Source organism: Clostridioides sp. LIBA-7678, assembly GCF_056716065.1.
This window is the reverse complement of sequence record NZ_CP196987.1, coordinates 148,418-164,279: the sequence shown is the minus strand read 5'-3', so window position 1 is coordinate 164,279 and position 15,862 is coordinate 148,418. Positions and strand designations below refer to the sequence as shown.

General features: G+C 40.7%; 6 protein-coding genes, 13 tRNA genes and 5 rRNA genes. All 24 read right to left on the bottom strand.

Annotated elements, in window-relative coordinates:
* Complete coding sequence (locus ACTG46_RS01135) at positions 1–216, bottom strand: 4Fe-4S binding protein (RefSeq protein ID WP_021382532.1); 216 nt, start codon at positions 214–216, stop codon at positions 1–3.
* 42 nt (positions 217–258) lie between these two features.
* Positions 259–936, bottom strand: coding sequence for a hypothetical protein (locus ACTG46_RS01130; RefSeq protein WP_054268696.1), 678 nt, complete (start codon positions 934–936; stop codon positions 259–261).
* The gene (buk, locus tag ACTG46_RS01125) at positions 926–2,005 is read right to left on the bottom strand and encodes a butyrate kinase (protein WP_054268695.1); all 1,080 of its coding nucleotides are present in this window, start codon (positions 2,003–2,005) and stop codon (positions 926–928) included. Before buk ends, ACTG46_RS01130 begins: the two co-directional genes overlap by 11 nt.
* A gap of 21 nt (positions 2,006–2,026) precedes the next feature.
* On the bottom strand, positions 2,027–2,929 hold the full coding sequence (gene ptb / locus ACTG46_RS01120; RefSeq protein ID WP_021382540.1) for a phosphate butyryltransferase: 903 nt from the start codon (positions 2,927–2,929) through the stop codon (positions 2,027–2,029).
* 305 nt (positions 2,930–3,234) lie between these two features.
* Positions 3,235–4,416, bottom strand: coding sequence for a CdaR family protein (locus tag ACTG46_RS01115; protein ID WP_479923433.1), 1,182 nt, complete (start codon positions 4,414–4,416; stop codon positions 3,235–3,237).
* Positions 4,413–5,252, bottom strand: coding sequence for a diadenylate cyclase CdaA (gene cdaA / locus ACTG46_RS01110; protein WP_021382536.1), 840 nt, complete (start codon positions 5,250–5,252; stop codon positions 4,413–4,415). Before cdaA ends, ACTG46_RS01115 begins: the two co-directional genes overlap by 4 nt.
* Before the next feature lie 914 nt (positions 5,253–6,166).
* Positions 6,167–6,240, bottom strand: a tRNA-Arg gene (locus ACTG46_RS01105).
* A gap of 9 nt (positions 6,241–6,249) precedes the next feature.
* Positions 6,250–6,324 (bottom strand) — tRNA-Gly (locus ACTG46_RS01100).
* A 10-nt stretch (positions 6,325–6,334) separates the two neighbouring features.
* Positions 6,335–6,411, bottom strand: a tRNA-Asp gene (locus ACTG46_RS01095).
* A 5-nt stretch (positions 6,412–6,416) separates the two neighbouring features.
* Positions 6,417–6,492 (bottom strand) — tRNA-Val (locus ACTG46_RS01090).
* Between the two features lie 5 nt (positions 6,493–6,497).
* Positions 6,498–6,571, bottom strand: a tRNA-Gly gene (locus ACTG46_RS01085).
* 9 nt (positions 6,572–6,580) lie between these two features.
* Positions 6,581–6,655: transfer RNA gene (locus ACTG46_RS01080), tRNA-Glu, on the bottom strand.
* Positions 6,656–6,669: 14 nt separating this feature from the next.
* Positions 6,670–6,745 (bottom strand) — tRNA-Met (locus ACTG46_RS01075).
* Between the two features lie 14 nt (positions 6,746–6,759).
* Positions 6,760–6,845: transfer RNA gene (locus ACTG46_RS01070), tRNA-Leu, on the bottom strand.
* A 5-nt stretch (positions 6,846–6,850) separates the two neighbouring features.
* Positions 6,851–6,925: transfer RNA gene (locus ACTG46_RS01065), tRNA-Asn, on the bottom strand.
* Between the two features lie 6 nt (positions 6,926–6,931).
* Positions 6,932–7,048: ribosomal RNA gene (gene rrf / locus ACTG46_RS01060) — 5S ribosomal RNA — on the bottom strand.
* 114 nt (positions 7,049–7,162) lie between these two features.
* A 23S ribosomal RNA gene (locus ACTG46_RS01055) occupies positions 7,163–10,059 on the bottom strand.
* A gap of 273 nt (positions 10,060–10,332) precedes the next feature.
* Positions 10,333–10,408, bottom strand: a tRNA-Ala gene (locus tag ACTG46_RS01050).
* 55 nt (positions 10,409–10,463) lie between these two features.
* A 16S ribosomal RNA gene (locus ACTG46_RS01045) occupies positions 10,464–11,966 on the bottom strand.
* Positions 11,967–12,076: 110 nt separating this feature from the next.
* Positions 12,077–12,153 (bottom strand) — tRNA-Ile (locus ACTG46_RS01040).
* Positions 12,154–12,164: 11 nt separating this feature from the next.
* A tRNA-Leu gene (locus ACTG46_RS01035) sits at positions 12,165–12,253 on the bottom strand.
* A gap of 5 nt (positions 12,254–12,258) precedes the next feature.
* Positions 12,259–12,375 (bottom strand): 5S ribosomal RNA (gene rrf, locus ACTG46_RS01030).
* 199 nt (positions 12,376–12,574) lie between these two features.
* Positions 12,575–15,471: ribosomal RNA gene (locus ACTG46_RS01025) — 23S ribosomal RNA — on the bottom strand.
* The 16S, 23S and 5S rRNA genes sit together here with 13 tRNA genes alongside, the layout of an rRNA operon.
* Positions 15,472–15,744: 273 nt before the next feature.
* A tRNA-Ala gene (locus ACTG46_RS01020) sits at positions 15,745–15,820 on the bottom strand.
* Between the last annotated feature and the right edge of the window lie 42 nt (positions 15,821–15,862).

Sequence of the window (15,862 nt, the reverse complement as noted above, 5' to 3'; positions counted from 1 at the left end):
TTAATCTCTTTCTACTGTTATAACTACATCTGGACACATAGTTGCACAACTTGCACATCCTATGCATTTTTCCATTTCAAAAACAGTTGCTGGGTTATACCCTTTTTTGTTTATTACATTTGAGTCTAATTGTATGATTTTTACTGGACATGCTTCAACGCATAATCCACAACCTTTACAACGTTCTTCATTAAAAGATACTTTTCCTTTAGCCATTTACCTAAGCCTCCTTAAACTTTCTATATATTTGAGCTCAAACTACATCCAATCTTCTCTCATATATAATTTTATAGGAAAAATTTCTCCTTCTATGTCTTTTGGTAACTGTTCAACAAGATTTTCTAAACATGCAACATATCTTATAGGTATATTACATTTCTCAGAAACTTCTTTTGCAACTTTCTGTCCTCTTAAAACGTCATCAATAGTAGTAAATCTAATAAGATGAGTATTATTAATTAGACCTGTTACCTTTAACTTAGAAGATTTTTCTATTTCCTTTATATATTGGATAACTTCTTCAGAAGTTTGAGTTTTCTCCCTATTTGCATTTATTACAAAAAGCATATCATAGTCGCCTTCTTTTAACAAATGACTAAATCTTCCTATAACTCTGGCACCTACATTATCTCCACCTAAATCTATAACAGAATTGTATGAATTGTCCACCATAGGAGACATTACTTCTGCTGATACTGCTGGTAAGTCTAATGTTGGAGCATTGATTGAGCTATCAATTGGTTGTATACCTAAAGATTTCATTAGTTCTTTCTTTTCTCTAGTTCTAAAGTATACATTTACCACATCTAAATCGGCTATAGCAACTTTGCCAGAAACCATATCTCTTAATTTAATAACATAGTTCATCGCAAATTCACTTTTACCACTTCCATAGTGACCAGTTATGATTCTTATTCTTTTATCATTAGTTATCATAAACTTGGGCCTCTTCTTCACCAGTTAAAACTCTAAGTCCACCTTGAGCTAATGCAATCATTTCATCTTCTCCTGGATAAACTTTTACATCTGCTATAAATTTAACTCTATCTGTAATCATTTCTGTAAACATTTTTGAATATGCGATTCCACCAGTTAATAGTATTGCTTTTACATCTCCCTTAAGAACTGCTGCATTAGCTCCTATTTCTTTAGAGATTTGATATGCCATAGCTTCATATAATAATTTAGCCTTTTCATCACCAGCTTCAATTCTTTCTTCAACTTCTCTAGCATCATTAGTATTTAAATATGCAACTAATCCACCATTACCTTTTATTTTCTTTTTAATTTCATCTTGAGTATATTTTCCACTAAAGCACATTTTTACTAATGCACCTACTGGTAATCCACCACTTCTTTCTGGAGAGAAAGGACCTTCTCCATCTAATGCGTTTGCAACATCTACTATTCTACCATTTTTATGAGCTCCAACAGAAACTCCTCCACCCATGTGAGCAACTATAAGATTTATATCTTCGTATTTCTTACCTATTTCTCTAGCGTATCTTCTTGCTATTGCCTTTTGATTTAGAGCATGTACTACACTTGCTCTGCTTATTTCAGGCATACCAGAAATTCTAGCAATATCTTCTAATTCATCCACAACAACAGGGTCTACTATGTATGAAGGAACATTTACTTCATCACCTATTTGCTTTGCTATTATTCCACCTAAGTTTGAAGCATGTTCTCCTAAAACTCCTACTTTTAAATCTTCAATCATAGCAGCACTTACTGAATAAGTACCACCTTTTATAGGTTTAAGAAGTCCTCCTCTACCTACTACAGCATCTAATTCAGATGTTTTTACTCCACCTTCTTTTAGAGCTTCTTCTATTACTTGTTTACGGAATTCAAATTGGTCTGACACTTTCTCATATTTTCCGATTTCTTCTGAAGAATGTCTTAAAGTTTTTTCAAATACTAAATCCTCATTATCAAATACAGCTATTTTAGTTGATGTCGATCCAGGATTTATTGTTAAGATTTTAAATATTTTGCTCATTTGCCTATTTCCCCCTTAAATTTAAGCCTTTGCTGCCATTAAAACACCTAAAGCTATTGAGTTAAGTTTAGTTTCTTCACTATCTGCTCTAGAAGTTAGTATTATTGGTGCTTTAGCTCCAACTATAACTCCTGCATTTTTTGATTTTGAGAAGAATACTAAAGCTTTATATAATATGTTACCACCTTCAATATCTGGAGCTAATAATATATCAGCTCTTCCTGCTACAGGATGATTTATACCTTTATGTTTAGCTGCTTCTAAAGACACTGCATTATCAATTGCAAAAGGTCCACCAACCATACAACCTTTGATTTCTCCTCTTTCATACATTTCTTCTAGTTCTTTAGCTTCAACTGTATCTTTCATTTTTGGATTTACTTTTTCTTTTGCGCATATTGCAGCAACTTTTGGTTCGTTTATATCTAATGAATGTGCTACTGTGCAAGCATTTTCTATGATTTGCTTTTTAGTATTTGTATCAGGAGCTAAGTTCATAGCTGCGTCAGTTATGAAAAATAATCTGTCATATCCCTCTACATCAAATACTGCTACGTGACTTAATACATTTCCAGTTCTAAGACCTACTTCTTTATTTAAAACTGCTTTTAGTATTATTGATGTGTCTACTAAGCCTTTCATTACCATGTCGGCTTTTCCTTGTGAAACTAATTCAACAGATTTTAGAGATGCTTCTGCTAAATCTTTTATATCTATCAGTTCATAATTTTCGATATCCATGTCTATGCTTTTTGCAATTTCTTTAGTCTTCTCTATATCACCTACTAAAATAGCATCTGCTATTTTTTCTTTTCTAGCCATCTCAACTGCCATTAAAACTTCTTTGTCTTGACAACATGCTACTGATATAGTTTTAGGTCCTCTTTCTTTTGCAAACTTAATTACTTCTTCAAAGCTTTTCATGCATTTCCACCTCATCTTGAATTTTTTGAAATAGAACTTTTTATATCTCAATTAAATTATAACTCGTTCAGCAACGTTTTCCTAGGGATAATTGAAATATTTAATTCAAAAATATTTATTTAAATCTATTTATCAGTCTTTTTTCATAATTTCTAGTACTTTTTAGATTTAACAAATATCTCATTGTCCTTATTTTATAATATAACTAAAATAAACAAGATGCAACAAAAACATAAAATTAACAAACTTAATTTTATAGGTTTTTTTGTCGCATCTTGTAACAACTAAATATTCGAAATATTTGTTCATTCCACTTCAACAATATTAGGTTCTATATTTATTTTTTTAAATTGATATGTTGTTTCATATTTTACTTTGTATTTACTATCTTCTTCAGGTCCTTGCGATAAATCGATAAACAATGAAATATCTTTTTTATTTAACTTGCTTAAGTCTTCTGTCGATTCTACTACAACTTTTATATTTACATCAGAAATTATACTTGGATTATCCATATTTGCTGGTATATTTCTTAATTCAATATCCCCTACATTGTATAGAAACTCTGCACTTAACTGTTTTGTTTCATTTAATTTTATTGTTATAGAACTGTCTTCAAGAGTTATACCTTCTGGAACCTCTAAACTCACTTCTTTTTCTCCTCCATCAGCTAAATCAGCTAAATCAACAGGTTTTGTCTTAATATAATTTATTTTGTCTATATTTTCTTTTTTTCCTTTTATTGTAACTTGTTCTGCACTTAATTTATAGTTTTTCAGTGCATCATTATCTTTACCATCCTTCAAGTTCACTCTTATTGGTACAGTCTTTTCTTTTAATAATTCTATTTGTGCAGTTACAAAAGATGAGCTTAATGTTACACCTTCAACCTTTGTTCCACTACTATTCAATGGAATTAATTCTAATTTTTTAGAAAAGTCCTCTGTTTGATTTCCAACATCTAAGTTAGCTCTTACACTTTTGACTTCATTAACCAGACTTCTCGGTCCCGAAACATCGACAATATTCTTACTAAGTTCAATTTTATTTATATTTCTTTTTGAATTTCCACTTACTTCTACCTTTATATCTCTTTTTTCTTTTATATTTTTTTCAAGATTCACTACTAAAACATCATGTTTAAATTCTATAGTGACACCTTGAGGAATATTTGCTTTTAAATATACTTCTTTCTGTCCTTGTATTGGGTCTTCAATAGTTCCATACACATGTATATCCTCTTTTTTTACACTTTGTACCTTTGATAAACTACCTTTTATATATACATCTGCTGTTAATTTTTCGTCTGGATATATAACAAGATTTTTATCTTTTAAATCACTCATGTTACTTATAGATACAGGTATATCCTCAAACCCTTTAGTTTCTTCAGGGTCAACTACAGCCATAACATACATCCATAATGCAATTGCACTTAAAAATGATATTATTTTTATTTTGGTATTATTTTTCAGTCTATTTATCATTTAAATATACCACCTTTGAAAAAACTTCTTGTTTCTGTATTTGTTTTTAGATTACTACGTAATATATTCATCATTCTTTCTCTAGAGATATCTCTATATAACTTACCTGATTTAGCGATTGAAACGCCTCCAGTTTCTTCAGACACAATCAGTGTAATACAGTCAGATACTTCACTTACACCTATTCCCGCTCTATGTCTAGTACCTAAATCTTTGCTTAAATCCTTACTTTCTGTCAGAGGTAAAAAACATGCAGCTGCCTTTACTTTGGAATCTCTAATTACAACAGCTCCATCATGTAGTGGTGTATTTGGTATAAATATATTTATTAATAGCTGTCTAGAAATCTCAGCATCAATAATAGTTCCTGTATTTATTATATCACTTATTCTAGTTTCTCTTTCCATTATGATAAGAGCGCCTATCTTTTGTCTAGAAAGTGAATATAATGCCTCTACAATTTCCTCTATATTTCTATTAAGAGTCTCTTCTGATGTATTTACATTCTTTCCAAATAAATTAAATTTTGCTCTTCCTATATGCTCAAGTCCTGCTCTAAATTCTGGCTGGAAAATTATAAGGGCAGCTATAACTCCATAATCTAGAGCTTTAAGAGATATCCAATAAACGGTATGCAGTTTAAAAGTGTTACTAAGTTGAGTTGCTAGTAAAAGAAATATTATCCCTTTAAATACTTGTTCTGCTCTTGTATCTTTTATAAACATAAATATTTTGTAAAAAATATACGCTACTATAGATATGTCAATTAAATCATATATACTCATTCTTAATATTATATTAAAAAATCCATTTAAAAAAGAATTTATATCTAACACAGTTTTATCCTCCTGTTTGATAACTTCTTAATTATTTACACTATGTATTATACTATATAAATCTAACTCTATACAAACTATTTAACTTTTGTGTAAATAATTCTAATTTTATGGTTCGAGATTGTTAAATAATCTCTAAAGACATAAAAAATATTGATTCAATAAATGTATATTTTTATTAAAGTTAGTTTTAGGTCAAATAATTCAAACCATCAAGGCGCGAATACAAAATAGTACTCGCGCCTTAACACAGTTTTATGCTATAGAACCTATTTAATATATCATTAATTAATATATATTTACTAAAATAAATTTTATAATCTGCTCATTAATTATATAACTGAAACATTATCTATCATAAATATTATCTTATTAACTTATTAATGTAATTCTTGCCTTAAAATAATAATCTGCTTTATAACTAGTATAGATAAATTTATTTTAATATACTGCTACAAATACTATTAGAAATTATTTTCTATAGGTAAAATAACACGCATATTCTTAGACTTATGCATCTATTACCTATACTATTATAATTCATTTAGTATAACCTATAAATGTTACATTACATTGTCAATTCTCTATAATACTTAATTTTTCATAATTCATTATATAAGTACAATTAATTTATAAATTAATTAATCATTCTAATATATTAATACTATAAAGTATACAATATAATGTATATAGACTTTATCCTATAGTTAGTGATTCTTTCTAACTAGAACTTTTATAAACGTCTTGTAAACTATTATACATTAGCATTTATATGTTTACAATATTAATGAATATACTGTAACTCTTAGAAGGTTTAAAGTTTATAAAGAAAAAGACACAGGTAATATACATGTATCCTGTGTCTTTTTAAACAATATAAAAGTTTACTATAAAATATAGTAAACTTTTCTTAATGAGCGCACAGGGATTCGAACCCCGGACACACGCCTTAGAAGGGCGTTGCTCTATCCAGCTGAGCTATGCACCCAAGTTATTATGGAGCGGGAAACGAGATTCGAACTCGCGACTTCAACCTTGGCAAGGTTGCGCTCTACCACTGAACTATTCCCGCTTATTTAGTTTGGCGACCTGGAAGGGGCTCGAACCCTCGACCTCCAGCGTGACAGGCTGGCATTCTAACCAACTGAACTACCAGGCCGCAAATGGTGGGACCAACAGGGCTCGAACCTGTGACCCCCTGCTTGTAAGGCAGGCGCTCTCCCAGCTGAGCTATGGTCCCATTTTTGGAGCGGGTGAAGGGGATCGAACCCTCACAGCTGGCTTGGAAGGCCAGAACTCTACCATTGAGCTACACCCGCATATTTAATTGGTGACTCGTAGGGGAATTGAACCCCTGTTACCGCCGTGAAAGGGCGGTGTCTTAACCTCTTGACCAACGAGCCTTTTTGATTTTTAATGGTTGCGGAGGCAGGACTTGAACCTACGACCTTCGGGTTATGAGCCCGACGAGCTGCCAACTGCTCCACCCCGCGATATTGTTTATAAGTGCCGAAGACCGGAATCGAACCGGTACGAGAGGTAAGTCCCGCAGGATTTTAAGTCCTGTGCGTCTGCCAGTTCCGCCACTTCGGCTTTTTTGGCTCCAAGGGTGGGGCTCGAACCCACAGCCTACCGGTTAACAGCCGGTTGCTCCACCGTTGAGCTACCTTGGAACATTAACGTGGCTACGTCCTACTCTCCCAGGCAGTTTCCCACCAAGTACCATCAGCGCTAGAGAGCTTAACTTCTGTGTTCGGAATGGGAACAGGTGTATCCTCTCTGCTATTGTAACCACATAATCTTTATGCTTAATATTTCTATTAAGCTTTTAGAATCTAGTAATACTAGTTTCTTTAGAGTTAACACTCTAAAAACCACATATATATTTTATTGAATGGACATCAAATAATTTGGTCAAGTCCTCGACCTATTAGTATCGATAAGCTAAATACATTGCTGCACTTACACCTTCGACCTATCAACCAGATAGTCTTTCTGGGGTCTTACCCTTGCGGTGGGAAATCTTATCTTGAAGTTGGCTTCGCGCTTAGATGCTTTCAGCGCTTATCCATTCCGTACATAGCTACCCAGCCATGCCCTTGGCAGAACAACTGGTACACCAGAGGTGCGTCCATCCCGGTCCTCTCGTACTAAGGACAGGTCTTCTCAAATTTCCTACGCCTGCGACGGATAGGGACCGAACTGTCTCACGACGTTCTGAACCCAGCTCGCGTACCACTTTAATGGGCGAACAGCCCAACCCTTGGGACCTACTACAGCCCCAGGATGTGATGAGCCGACATCGAGGTGCCAAACCTCCCCGTCGATGTGGACTCTTGGGGGAGATAAGCCTGTTATCCCCAGGGTAGCTTTTATCCGTTGAGCGATGGCCCTTCCACGCAGAACCACCGGATCACTAAGTCCGATTTTCATCCTTGCTCGACCTGTATGTCTTGCAATCAAGCTCTCTTTTGCCTTTACACTCTACGTACGATTTCCGACCGTACTGAGAGAACCTTTGAGCGCCTCCGTTACCTTTTGGGAGGCGACCGCCCCAGTCAAACTGCCCACCTGACAGTGTCCCAAGACCAGATTCATGGCCTATGGTTAGAGTCCCAGTACTACAAGGGTGGTATCCCAAGGATGGCTCCGCCAAAACTGGCGTCCTGGTTTCAAAGCCTCCCACCTATCCTGTACATGTAGTACCAAGACCCAATGTCAAGCTACAGTAAAGCTCCATGGGGTCTTTCCGTCCTGTCGCAGGTATCCGGCATCTTCACCGGAATTACAATTTCACCGAGTCTGTTGTTGAGACAGTGCCCAAATCGTTACGCCTTTCGTGCGGGTCGGAACTTACCCGACAAGGAATTTCGCTACCTTAGGACCGTTATAGTTACGGCCGCCGTTTACTGGGGCTTAAGTTCACTGCTTCGATTACTCTAACAGATCCCCTTAACCTTCCAGCACCGGGCAGGCGTCAGCTCCTATACATCGTCTTGCGACTTAGCAGAAACCTATGTTTTTGGTAAACAGTCGCTTGGGCCTATTCTCTGCGGCCACCGGATGGTGGCACCCCTTATCCCTAAGTTACGGGGTCATTTTGCCGAGTTCCTTAACAACAGTTCTCTCGCGGGCCTTAGGATACTCTCCTCACCCACCTGTGTCGGTTTGCGGTACGGGTACCTTTAACCTCGATAGAGACTTTTCTTGACAGTGTGAAATCAGCTACTTCGCTACTAAATTTCGCTCCCCATCACATCCCAGCATTATCAAAGCGGATTTACCTACTCTGACTGCCTCAATGCTTGGGCACACATAACCAACAGTGTGCTTAGCTTATCCTACTGTGTCATCCCATCTCTCAAACGGTTATCGGTAGTACAGGAATATCAACCTGTTGTCCATCACCTACGCCTTTCGGCCTCAGCTTAGGTCCCGACTAACCCAGGGCGGACGAACCTTCCCCTGGAAACCTTGGGTTTACGGCCTGTGGGATTCTCACCCACATCTCGCTACTCATGCCAACATTCTCACTCCCATACTGTCCACATGTCCTTACGGTCATGCTTCAACCCGTATGGGAAGCTCCCCTACCCATCATAATGATGCCGTAGCTTCGGTAGTAAGTTTTAGCCCCGGAAATCTTCGGCGCAGGATCACTCGACCAGTGAGCTATTACGCACTCTTTGAATGAGTGGCTGCTTCTAAGCCAACATCCTGGTTGTCTGTGCAATCCCACATCCTTTACCACTTAACTTACATTTAGGGACCTTAGCTGACGATCTGGGCTGTTGCCCTTTCGACTATGAATCTTATCACCCACAGTCTGACTCCCAAGTATAAGATGACGGCATTCGGAGTTTGATAGTCTTCGGTAGGTGCAATACCCCCTAGGACATTCAGTGCTCTACCTCCGTATCTCTCACCTTGAGGCTAGCCCTAAAGCTATTTCGGGGAGAACCAGCTATCTCCGGGCTCGATTGGAATTTCACCGCTACCCACAAGTCATCCCCGAGCTTTTCAACGCTCGTGGGTTCGGACCTCCACGAAATTTTACTTTCGCTTCATCCTGCTCATGGGTAGGTCGCCCGGTTTCGGGTCTACGTCAAGTAACTGAACGCTCAGTTAAAACTCGCTTTCGCTACGGCTCCACACCTTAAGTGCTTAACCTTGCTACTTAACGTAACTCGTTGGCCCGTTCTACAAAAAGTACGCGGTCACACAAGAAATGTGCTTCCACAGCTTGTAAGTGCAGGGTTTCAGGTTCTATTTCACTCCCCTCCCGGGGTTCTTTTCACCTTTCCCTCACGGTACTATACGCTATCGGTCACTAGGTAGTATTTAGCCTTGGAGGGTGGTCCCTCCTGCTTCCCACAGGGTTTCACGTGTCCCGTGGTACTCTGGATCATATCTAAAGTTTTCTCGTTTAACATACAGGACTATTACCTTCTGTGGTGGGTCTTTCCAAACCTCTTCAATTACGATACCTCTTCGTTATGATATGTCCGCAACCCCAATAAAGAAAACTTTATTGGTTTGGGCTCTTCCGCGTTCGCTCGCCGCTACTTACGGAATCGAATTTCTTTCTCTTCCTTCAGGTACTTAGATGTTTCAGTTCCCTGAGTTCCCCTCATTAAGCTATGTATTCACTTAATGATACTTAGACATTACTCTAAGTGAGTTTCCTCATTCGGAAATCTTCGGATCAAAGTTTACGTGCAACTCCCCGAAGCTTATCGCAGCTTATCACGTCCTTCATCGGCTCCTAGTGCCAAGGCATCCGCCCTGCACCCTTAATAACTTGACCAGTTAAAAAGGTTTGATAGATTAAAGTCTATCAACTTGATAATTTTTAAAAGTTATCAGCTTTATATATTACAAATTAGATGTCATATCACTAAATATATATGCAGTTTTCAAAGTGCTAACGCACAACGCCAACGGATAAATCCCGTTGCTTAAAGTGCTAACGCACGTCGCCAACAAACAAACTTCACATTCGTTCAGTTTATTCTGTTGCTTAAAGTGCAATGTAAGAGTCTACTAGATAAATCAAAGATTTAAGTAATATGCTCTTAAATGGTGGAGATGAGGAGAGTCGAACTCCTGACCCCTTGCTTGCAAGGCAAGTGCTCTCCCAACTGAGCTACACCCCCAAATATGAAGTTCATAAAGAACTTTCAAAATTAAACAGTAGGCAATTCTCCTTAGAAAGGAGGTGATCCAGCCGCACCTTCCGATACGGCTACCTTGTTACGACTTCACCCCAGTTATTGATTCCACCTTCGACGACTTCTTCCAAAAGGTTAGATAATCGGCTTCGGGCGTCTCCAACTCCCGTGGTGTGACGGGCGGTGTGTACAAGACCCGGGAACGCATTCACCGCAGCATTCTGATCTGCGATTACTAGTAACTCCAGCTTCATGTAGGCGAGTTTCAGCCTACAATCCGAACTGAGAGTAGCTTTAAGGGATTAGCTCCACCTTACGGCTTGGCAACCCTCTGTACTACCCATTGTAGCACGTGTGTAGCCCTAAGCATAAGGGGCATGATGATTTGACGTCATCCCCACCTTCCTCCAGGTTATCCCTGGCAGTCTCTCTAGAGTGCCCAACTTAATGATGGCAACTAAAGACAAGGGTTGCGCTCGTTGCGGGACTTAACCCAACATCTCACGACACGAGCTGACGACAACCATGCACCACCTGTCACCAATGTCCCCGAAGGGAACTCTCCGATTAAGGAGATGTCATTGGGATGTCAAGCTTAGGTAAGGTTCTTCGCGTTGCTTCGAATTAAACCACATGCTCCGCTACTTGTGCGGGTCCCCGTCAATTCCTTTGAGTTTCACTCTTGCGAGCGTACTTCCCAGGCGGAGTACTTAATGCGTTAGCTGCGGCACCGAGGGGGGTAACCCCCGACACCTAGTACTCATCGTTTACAGCGTGGACTACCAGGGTATCTAATCCTGTTTGCTCCCCACGCTTTCGTGCCTCAGCGTCAGTTACAGTCCAGAGAGCCGCCTTCGCAACTGGTGTTCCTCCTAATATCTACGCATTTCACCGCTACACTAGGAATTCCACTCTCCTCTCCTGCACTCAAGTCTCCCAGTTTCAAGAGCTTACTACGGTTGAGCCGTAGCCTTTCACTCCTGACTTGAAAGACCGCCTACGCACCCTTTACGCCCAGTAAATCCGGATAACGCTAGCCCCCTACGTATTACCGCGGCTGCTGGCACGTAGTTAGCCGGGGCTTCCTCCTCAAGTACCGTCATTATCTTCCTTGAGGACAGAGTTTTACGACCCGAAGGCCTTCATCACTCACGCGGCGTTGCTGCATCAGGCTTTCGCCCATTGTGCAATATTCCCCACTGCTGCCTCCCGTAGGAGTTTGGACCGTGTCTCAGTTCCAATGTGGCCGATCACCCTCTCAGGTCGGCTACTGATCGTCGCCTTGGTAAGCCATTACCTTACCAACTAGCTAATCAGACGCGGGTCCATCCTGTACTGGCTCACCTTTGATATTTAAGAGATGCCTCTCAAATATATTATCCCGTATTAGCATACCTTTCGGTATGTTATCCGTGTGTACAGGGTAGGTTACCCACGCGTTACTCACCCGTCCGCCGCTCTTTACCGAAGTAAATCGCTCAACTTGCATGTGTTAGGCACGCCGCCAGCGTTCATCCTGAGCCAGGATCAAACTCTCAAATAAAAGTTTATCAGGCTCAGATACTATTGTTATCAAAATATCTGGCTTTATGGTTTGTTTCTTGTTTTATAAATTAACCTACTGTTTAATTTTCAAAGTTCTTTAAATTATTGTGGTGGGCCATCAGGGACTCGAACCCCAGACCTACCGGTTATGAGCCGGGCGCTCTAACCAACTGAGCTAATGGCCCACAATAATTTGTGGTGCCGAAGACCGGAATCGAACCGGTACGAGAGGTAAGTCCCGCAGGATTTTAAGTCCTGTGCGTCTGCCAGTTCCGCCACTTCGGCACATCACCTGGCTATGTCCTACTCTCCCAGGCAGTTTCCCACCAAGTACCATCAGCGCTAGAGAGCTTAACTTCTGTGTTCGGAATGGGAACAGGTGTATCCTCTCTGCTATTATAACCAGATTATTGTCTAAATTTTCATTTAATTTTTTTCTAAGACAAGTATTATAATAACATCTTTGTCTTATTGTGTCAATACTTTTTTTATTCGATTTTTTAATTAAAAAAGTATTAAAAATCTATAAGTTTTGACAAGTTTAAATATATAGAGTTAGCACTCTAAAAACTACACATATATTTTATTGAATGGACATCAAATAATTTGGTCAAGTCCTCGACCTATTAGTATCGATAAGCTAAATACATTGCTGCACTTACACCTTCGACCTATCAACCAGATAGTCTTTCTGGGGTCTTACCCTTGCGGTGGGAAATCTTATCTTGAAGTTGGCTTCGCGCTTAGATGCTTTCAGCGCTTATCCATTCCGTACATAGCTACCCAGCCATGCCCTTGGCAGAACAACTGGTACACCAGAGGTACGTCCATCCCGGTCCTCTCGTACTAAGGACAGGTCTTCTCAAATTTCCTACGCCTGCGACGGATAGGGACCGAACTGTCTCACGACGTTCTGAACCCAGCTCGCGTACCACTTTAATGGGCGAACAGCCCAACCCTTGGGACCTACTACAGCCCCAGGATGTGATGAGCCGACATCGAGGTGCCAAACCTCCCCGTCGATGTGGACTCTTGGGGGAGATAAGCCTGTTATCCCCAGGGTAGCTTTTATCCGTTGAGCGATGGCCCTTCCACGCAGAACCACCGGATCACTAAGTCCGATTTTCATCCTTGCTCGACCTGTATGTCTTGCAATCAAGCTCTCTTTTGCCTTTACACTCTACGTACGATTTCCGACCGTACTGAGAGAACCTTTGAGCGCCTCCGTTACCTTTTGGGAGGCGACCGCCCCAGTCAAACTGCCCACCTGACAGTGTCCCAAGACCAGATTCATGGCCTATGGTTAGAGTCCCAGTACTACAAGGGTGGTATCCCAAGGATGGCTCCGCCAAAACTGGCGTCCTGGTTTCAAAGCCTCCCACCTATCCTGTACATGTAGTACCAAGACCCAATGTCAAGCTACAGTAAAGCTCCATGGGGTCTTTCCGTCCTGTCGCAGGTATCCGGCATCTTCACCGGAATTACAATTTCACCGAGTCTGTTGTTGAGACAGTGCCCAAATCGTTACGCCTTTCGTGCGGGTCGGAACTTACCCGACAAGGAATTTCGCTACCTTAGGACCGTTATAGTTACGGCCGCCGTTTACTGGGGCTTAAGTTCACTGCTTCGATTGCTCTAACAGATCCCCTTAACCTTCCAGCACCGGGCAGGCGTCAGCTCCTATACATCGTCTTGCGACTTAGCAGAAACCTATGTTTTTGGTAAACAGTCGCTTGGGCCTATTCTCTGCGGCCACCGGATGGTGGCACCCCTTATCCCTAAGTTACGGGGTCATTTTGCCGAGTTCCTTAACAACAGTTCTCTCGCGGGCCTTAGGATACTCTCCTCACCCACCTGTGTCGGTTTGCGGTACGGGTACCTTTAACCTCGATAGAGACTTTTCTTGACAGTGTGAAATCAGCTACTTCGCTACTAAATTTCGCTCCCCATCACATCCCAGCATTATCAAAGCGGATTTACCTACTCTGACTGCCTCAATGCTTGGGCACACATAACCAACAGTGTGCTTAGCTTATCCTACTGTGTCATCCCATCTCTCAAACGGTTATCGGTAGTACAGGAATATCAACCTGTTGTCCATCACCTACGCCTTTCGGCCTCAGCTTAGGTCCCGACTAACCCAGGGCGGACGAACCTTCCCCTGGAAACCTTGGGTTTACGGCCTGTGGGATTCTCACCCACATCTCGCTACTCATGCCAACATTCTCACTCCCATACTGTCCACATGTCCTTACGGTCATGCTTCAACCCGTATGGGAAGCTCCCCTACCCATCATAATGATGCCGTAGCTTCGGTAGTAAGTTTTAGCCCCGGAAATCTTCGGCGCAGGATCACTCGACCAGTGAGCTATTACGCACTCTTTGAATGAGTGGCTGCTTCTAAGCCAACATCCTGGTTGTCTGTGCAATCCCACATCCTTTACCACTTAACTTACATTTAGGGACCTTAGCTGACGATCTGGGCTGTTGCCCTTTCGACTATGAATCTTATCACCCACAGTCTGACTCCCAAGTATAAGATGACGGCATTCGGAGTTTGATAGTCTTCGGTAGGTGCAATACCCCCTAGGACATTCAGTGCTCTACCTCCGTATCTCTCACCTTGAGGCTAGCCCTAAAGCTATTTCGGGGAGAACCAGCTATCTCCGGGCTCGATTGGAATTTCACCGCTACCCACAAGTCATCCCCGAGCTTTTCAACGCTCGTGGGTTCGGACCTCCACGAAATTTTACTTTCGCTTCATCCTGCTCATGGGTAGGTCGCCCGGTTTCGGGTCTACGTCAAGTAACTGAACGCTCAGTTAAAACTCGCTTTCGCTACGGCTCCACACCTTAAGTACTTAACCTTGCTACTTAACGTAACTCGTTGGCCCGTTCTACAAAAAGTACGCGGTCACACAAGAAATGTGCTTCCACAGCTTGTAAGTGCAGGGTTTCAGGTTCTATTTCACTCCCCTCCCGGGGTTCTTTTCACCTTTCCCTCACGGTACTATACGCTATCGGTCACTAGGTAGTATTTAGCCTTGGAGGGTGGTCCCTCCTGCTTCCCACAGGGTTTCACGTGTCCCGTGGTACTCTGGATCATATCTAAAGTTTTCTCGTTTAACATACAGGACTATTACCTTCTGTGGTGGGTCTTTCCAAACCTCTTCAATTACGATACCTCTTCGTTATGATATGTCCGCAACCCCAATAAAGAAAACTTTATTGGTTTGGGCTCTTCCGCGTTCGCTCGCCGCTACTTACGGAATCGAATTTCTTTCTCTTCCTTCAGGTACTTAGATGTTTCAGTTCCCTGAGTTCCCCTCATTAAGCTATGTATTCACTTAATGATACTTAGACATTACTCTAAGTGAGTTTCCTCATTCGGAAATCTTCGGATCAAAGTTTACGTGCAACTCCCCGAAGCTTATCGCAGCTTATCACGTCCTTCATCGGCTCCTAGTGCCAAGGCATCCGCCCTGCACCCTTAATAACTTGACCAGTTAAAAAGGTTTGATAGATTAAAGTCTATCAACTTGATAATTTTTAAAAGTTATCAGCTTTATATATTACAAATTAGATGTCATATCACTAAATATATATGCAGTTTTCAAAGTGCTAACGCACAACGCCAACGGATAAATCCCGTTGCTTAAAGTGCTAACGCACGTCGCCAACAAACAAACTTCACATTCGTTCAGTTTATTCTGTTGCTTAAAGTGCAATGTAAGAGTCTACTAGATAAATCAAAGATTTAAGTAATATGCTCTTAAATGGTGGAGATGAGGAGAGTCGAACTCCTGACCCCTTGCTTGCAAGGCAAGTGCTCTCCCAACTGAGCTACACCCCCAAATATGAAGTTCATAAAGAACTTTCAAAATTAAACAGTAGG

Bases quoted from the DNA above. Each gene is read 5' to 3' on its own strand.
- ACTG46_RS01135 (WP_021382532.1), bottom strand. From the start codon at position 216: ATGGCTAAAGGAAAAGTATCTTTTAATGAAGAACGTTGTAAAGGTTGT.
- ACTG46_RS01130 (WP_054268696.1), bottom strand. From the start codon at position 936: ATGATAACTAATGATAAAAGAATAAGAATCATAACTGGTCACTATGGA.
- buk (WP_054268695.1), bottom strand. From the start codon at position 2,005: ATGAGCAAAATATTTAAAATCTTAACAATAAATCCTGGATCGACATCA.
- ptb (WP_021382540.1), bottom strand. From the start codon at position 2,929: ATGAAAAGCTTTGAAGAAGTAATTAAGTTTGCAAAAGAAAGAGGACCT.
- ACTG46_RS01115 (WP_479923433.1), bottom strand. From the start codon at position 4,416: ATGATAAATAGACTGAAAAATAATACCAAAATAAAAATAATATCATTT.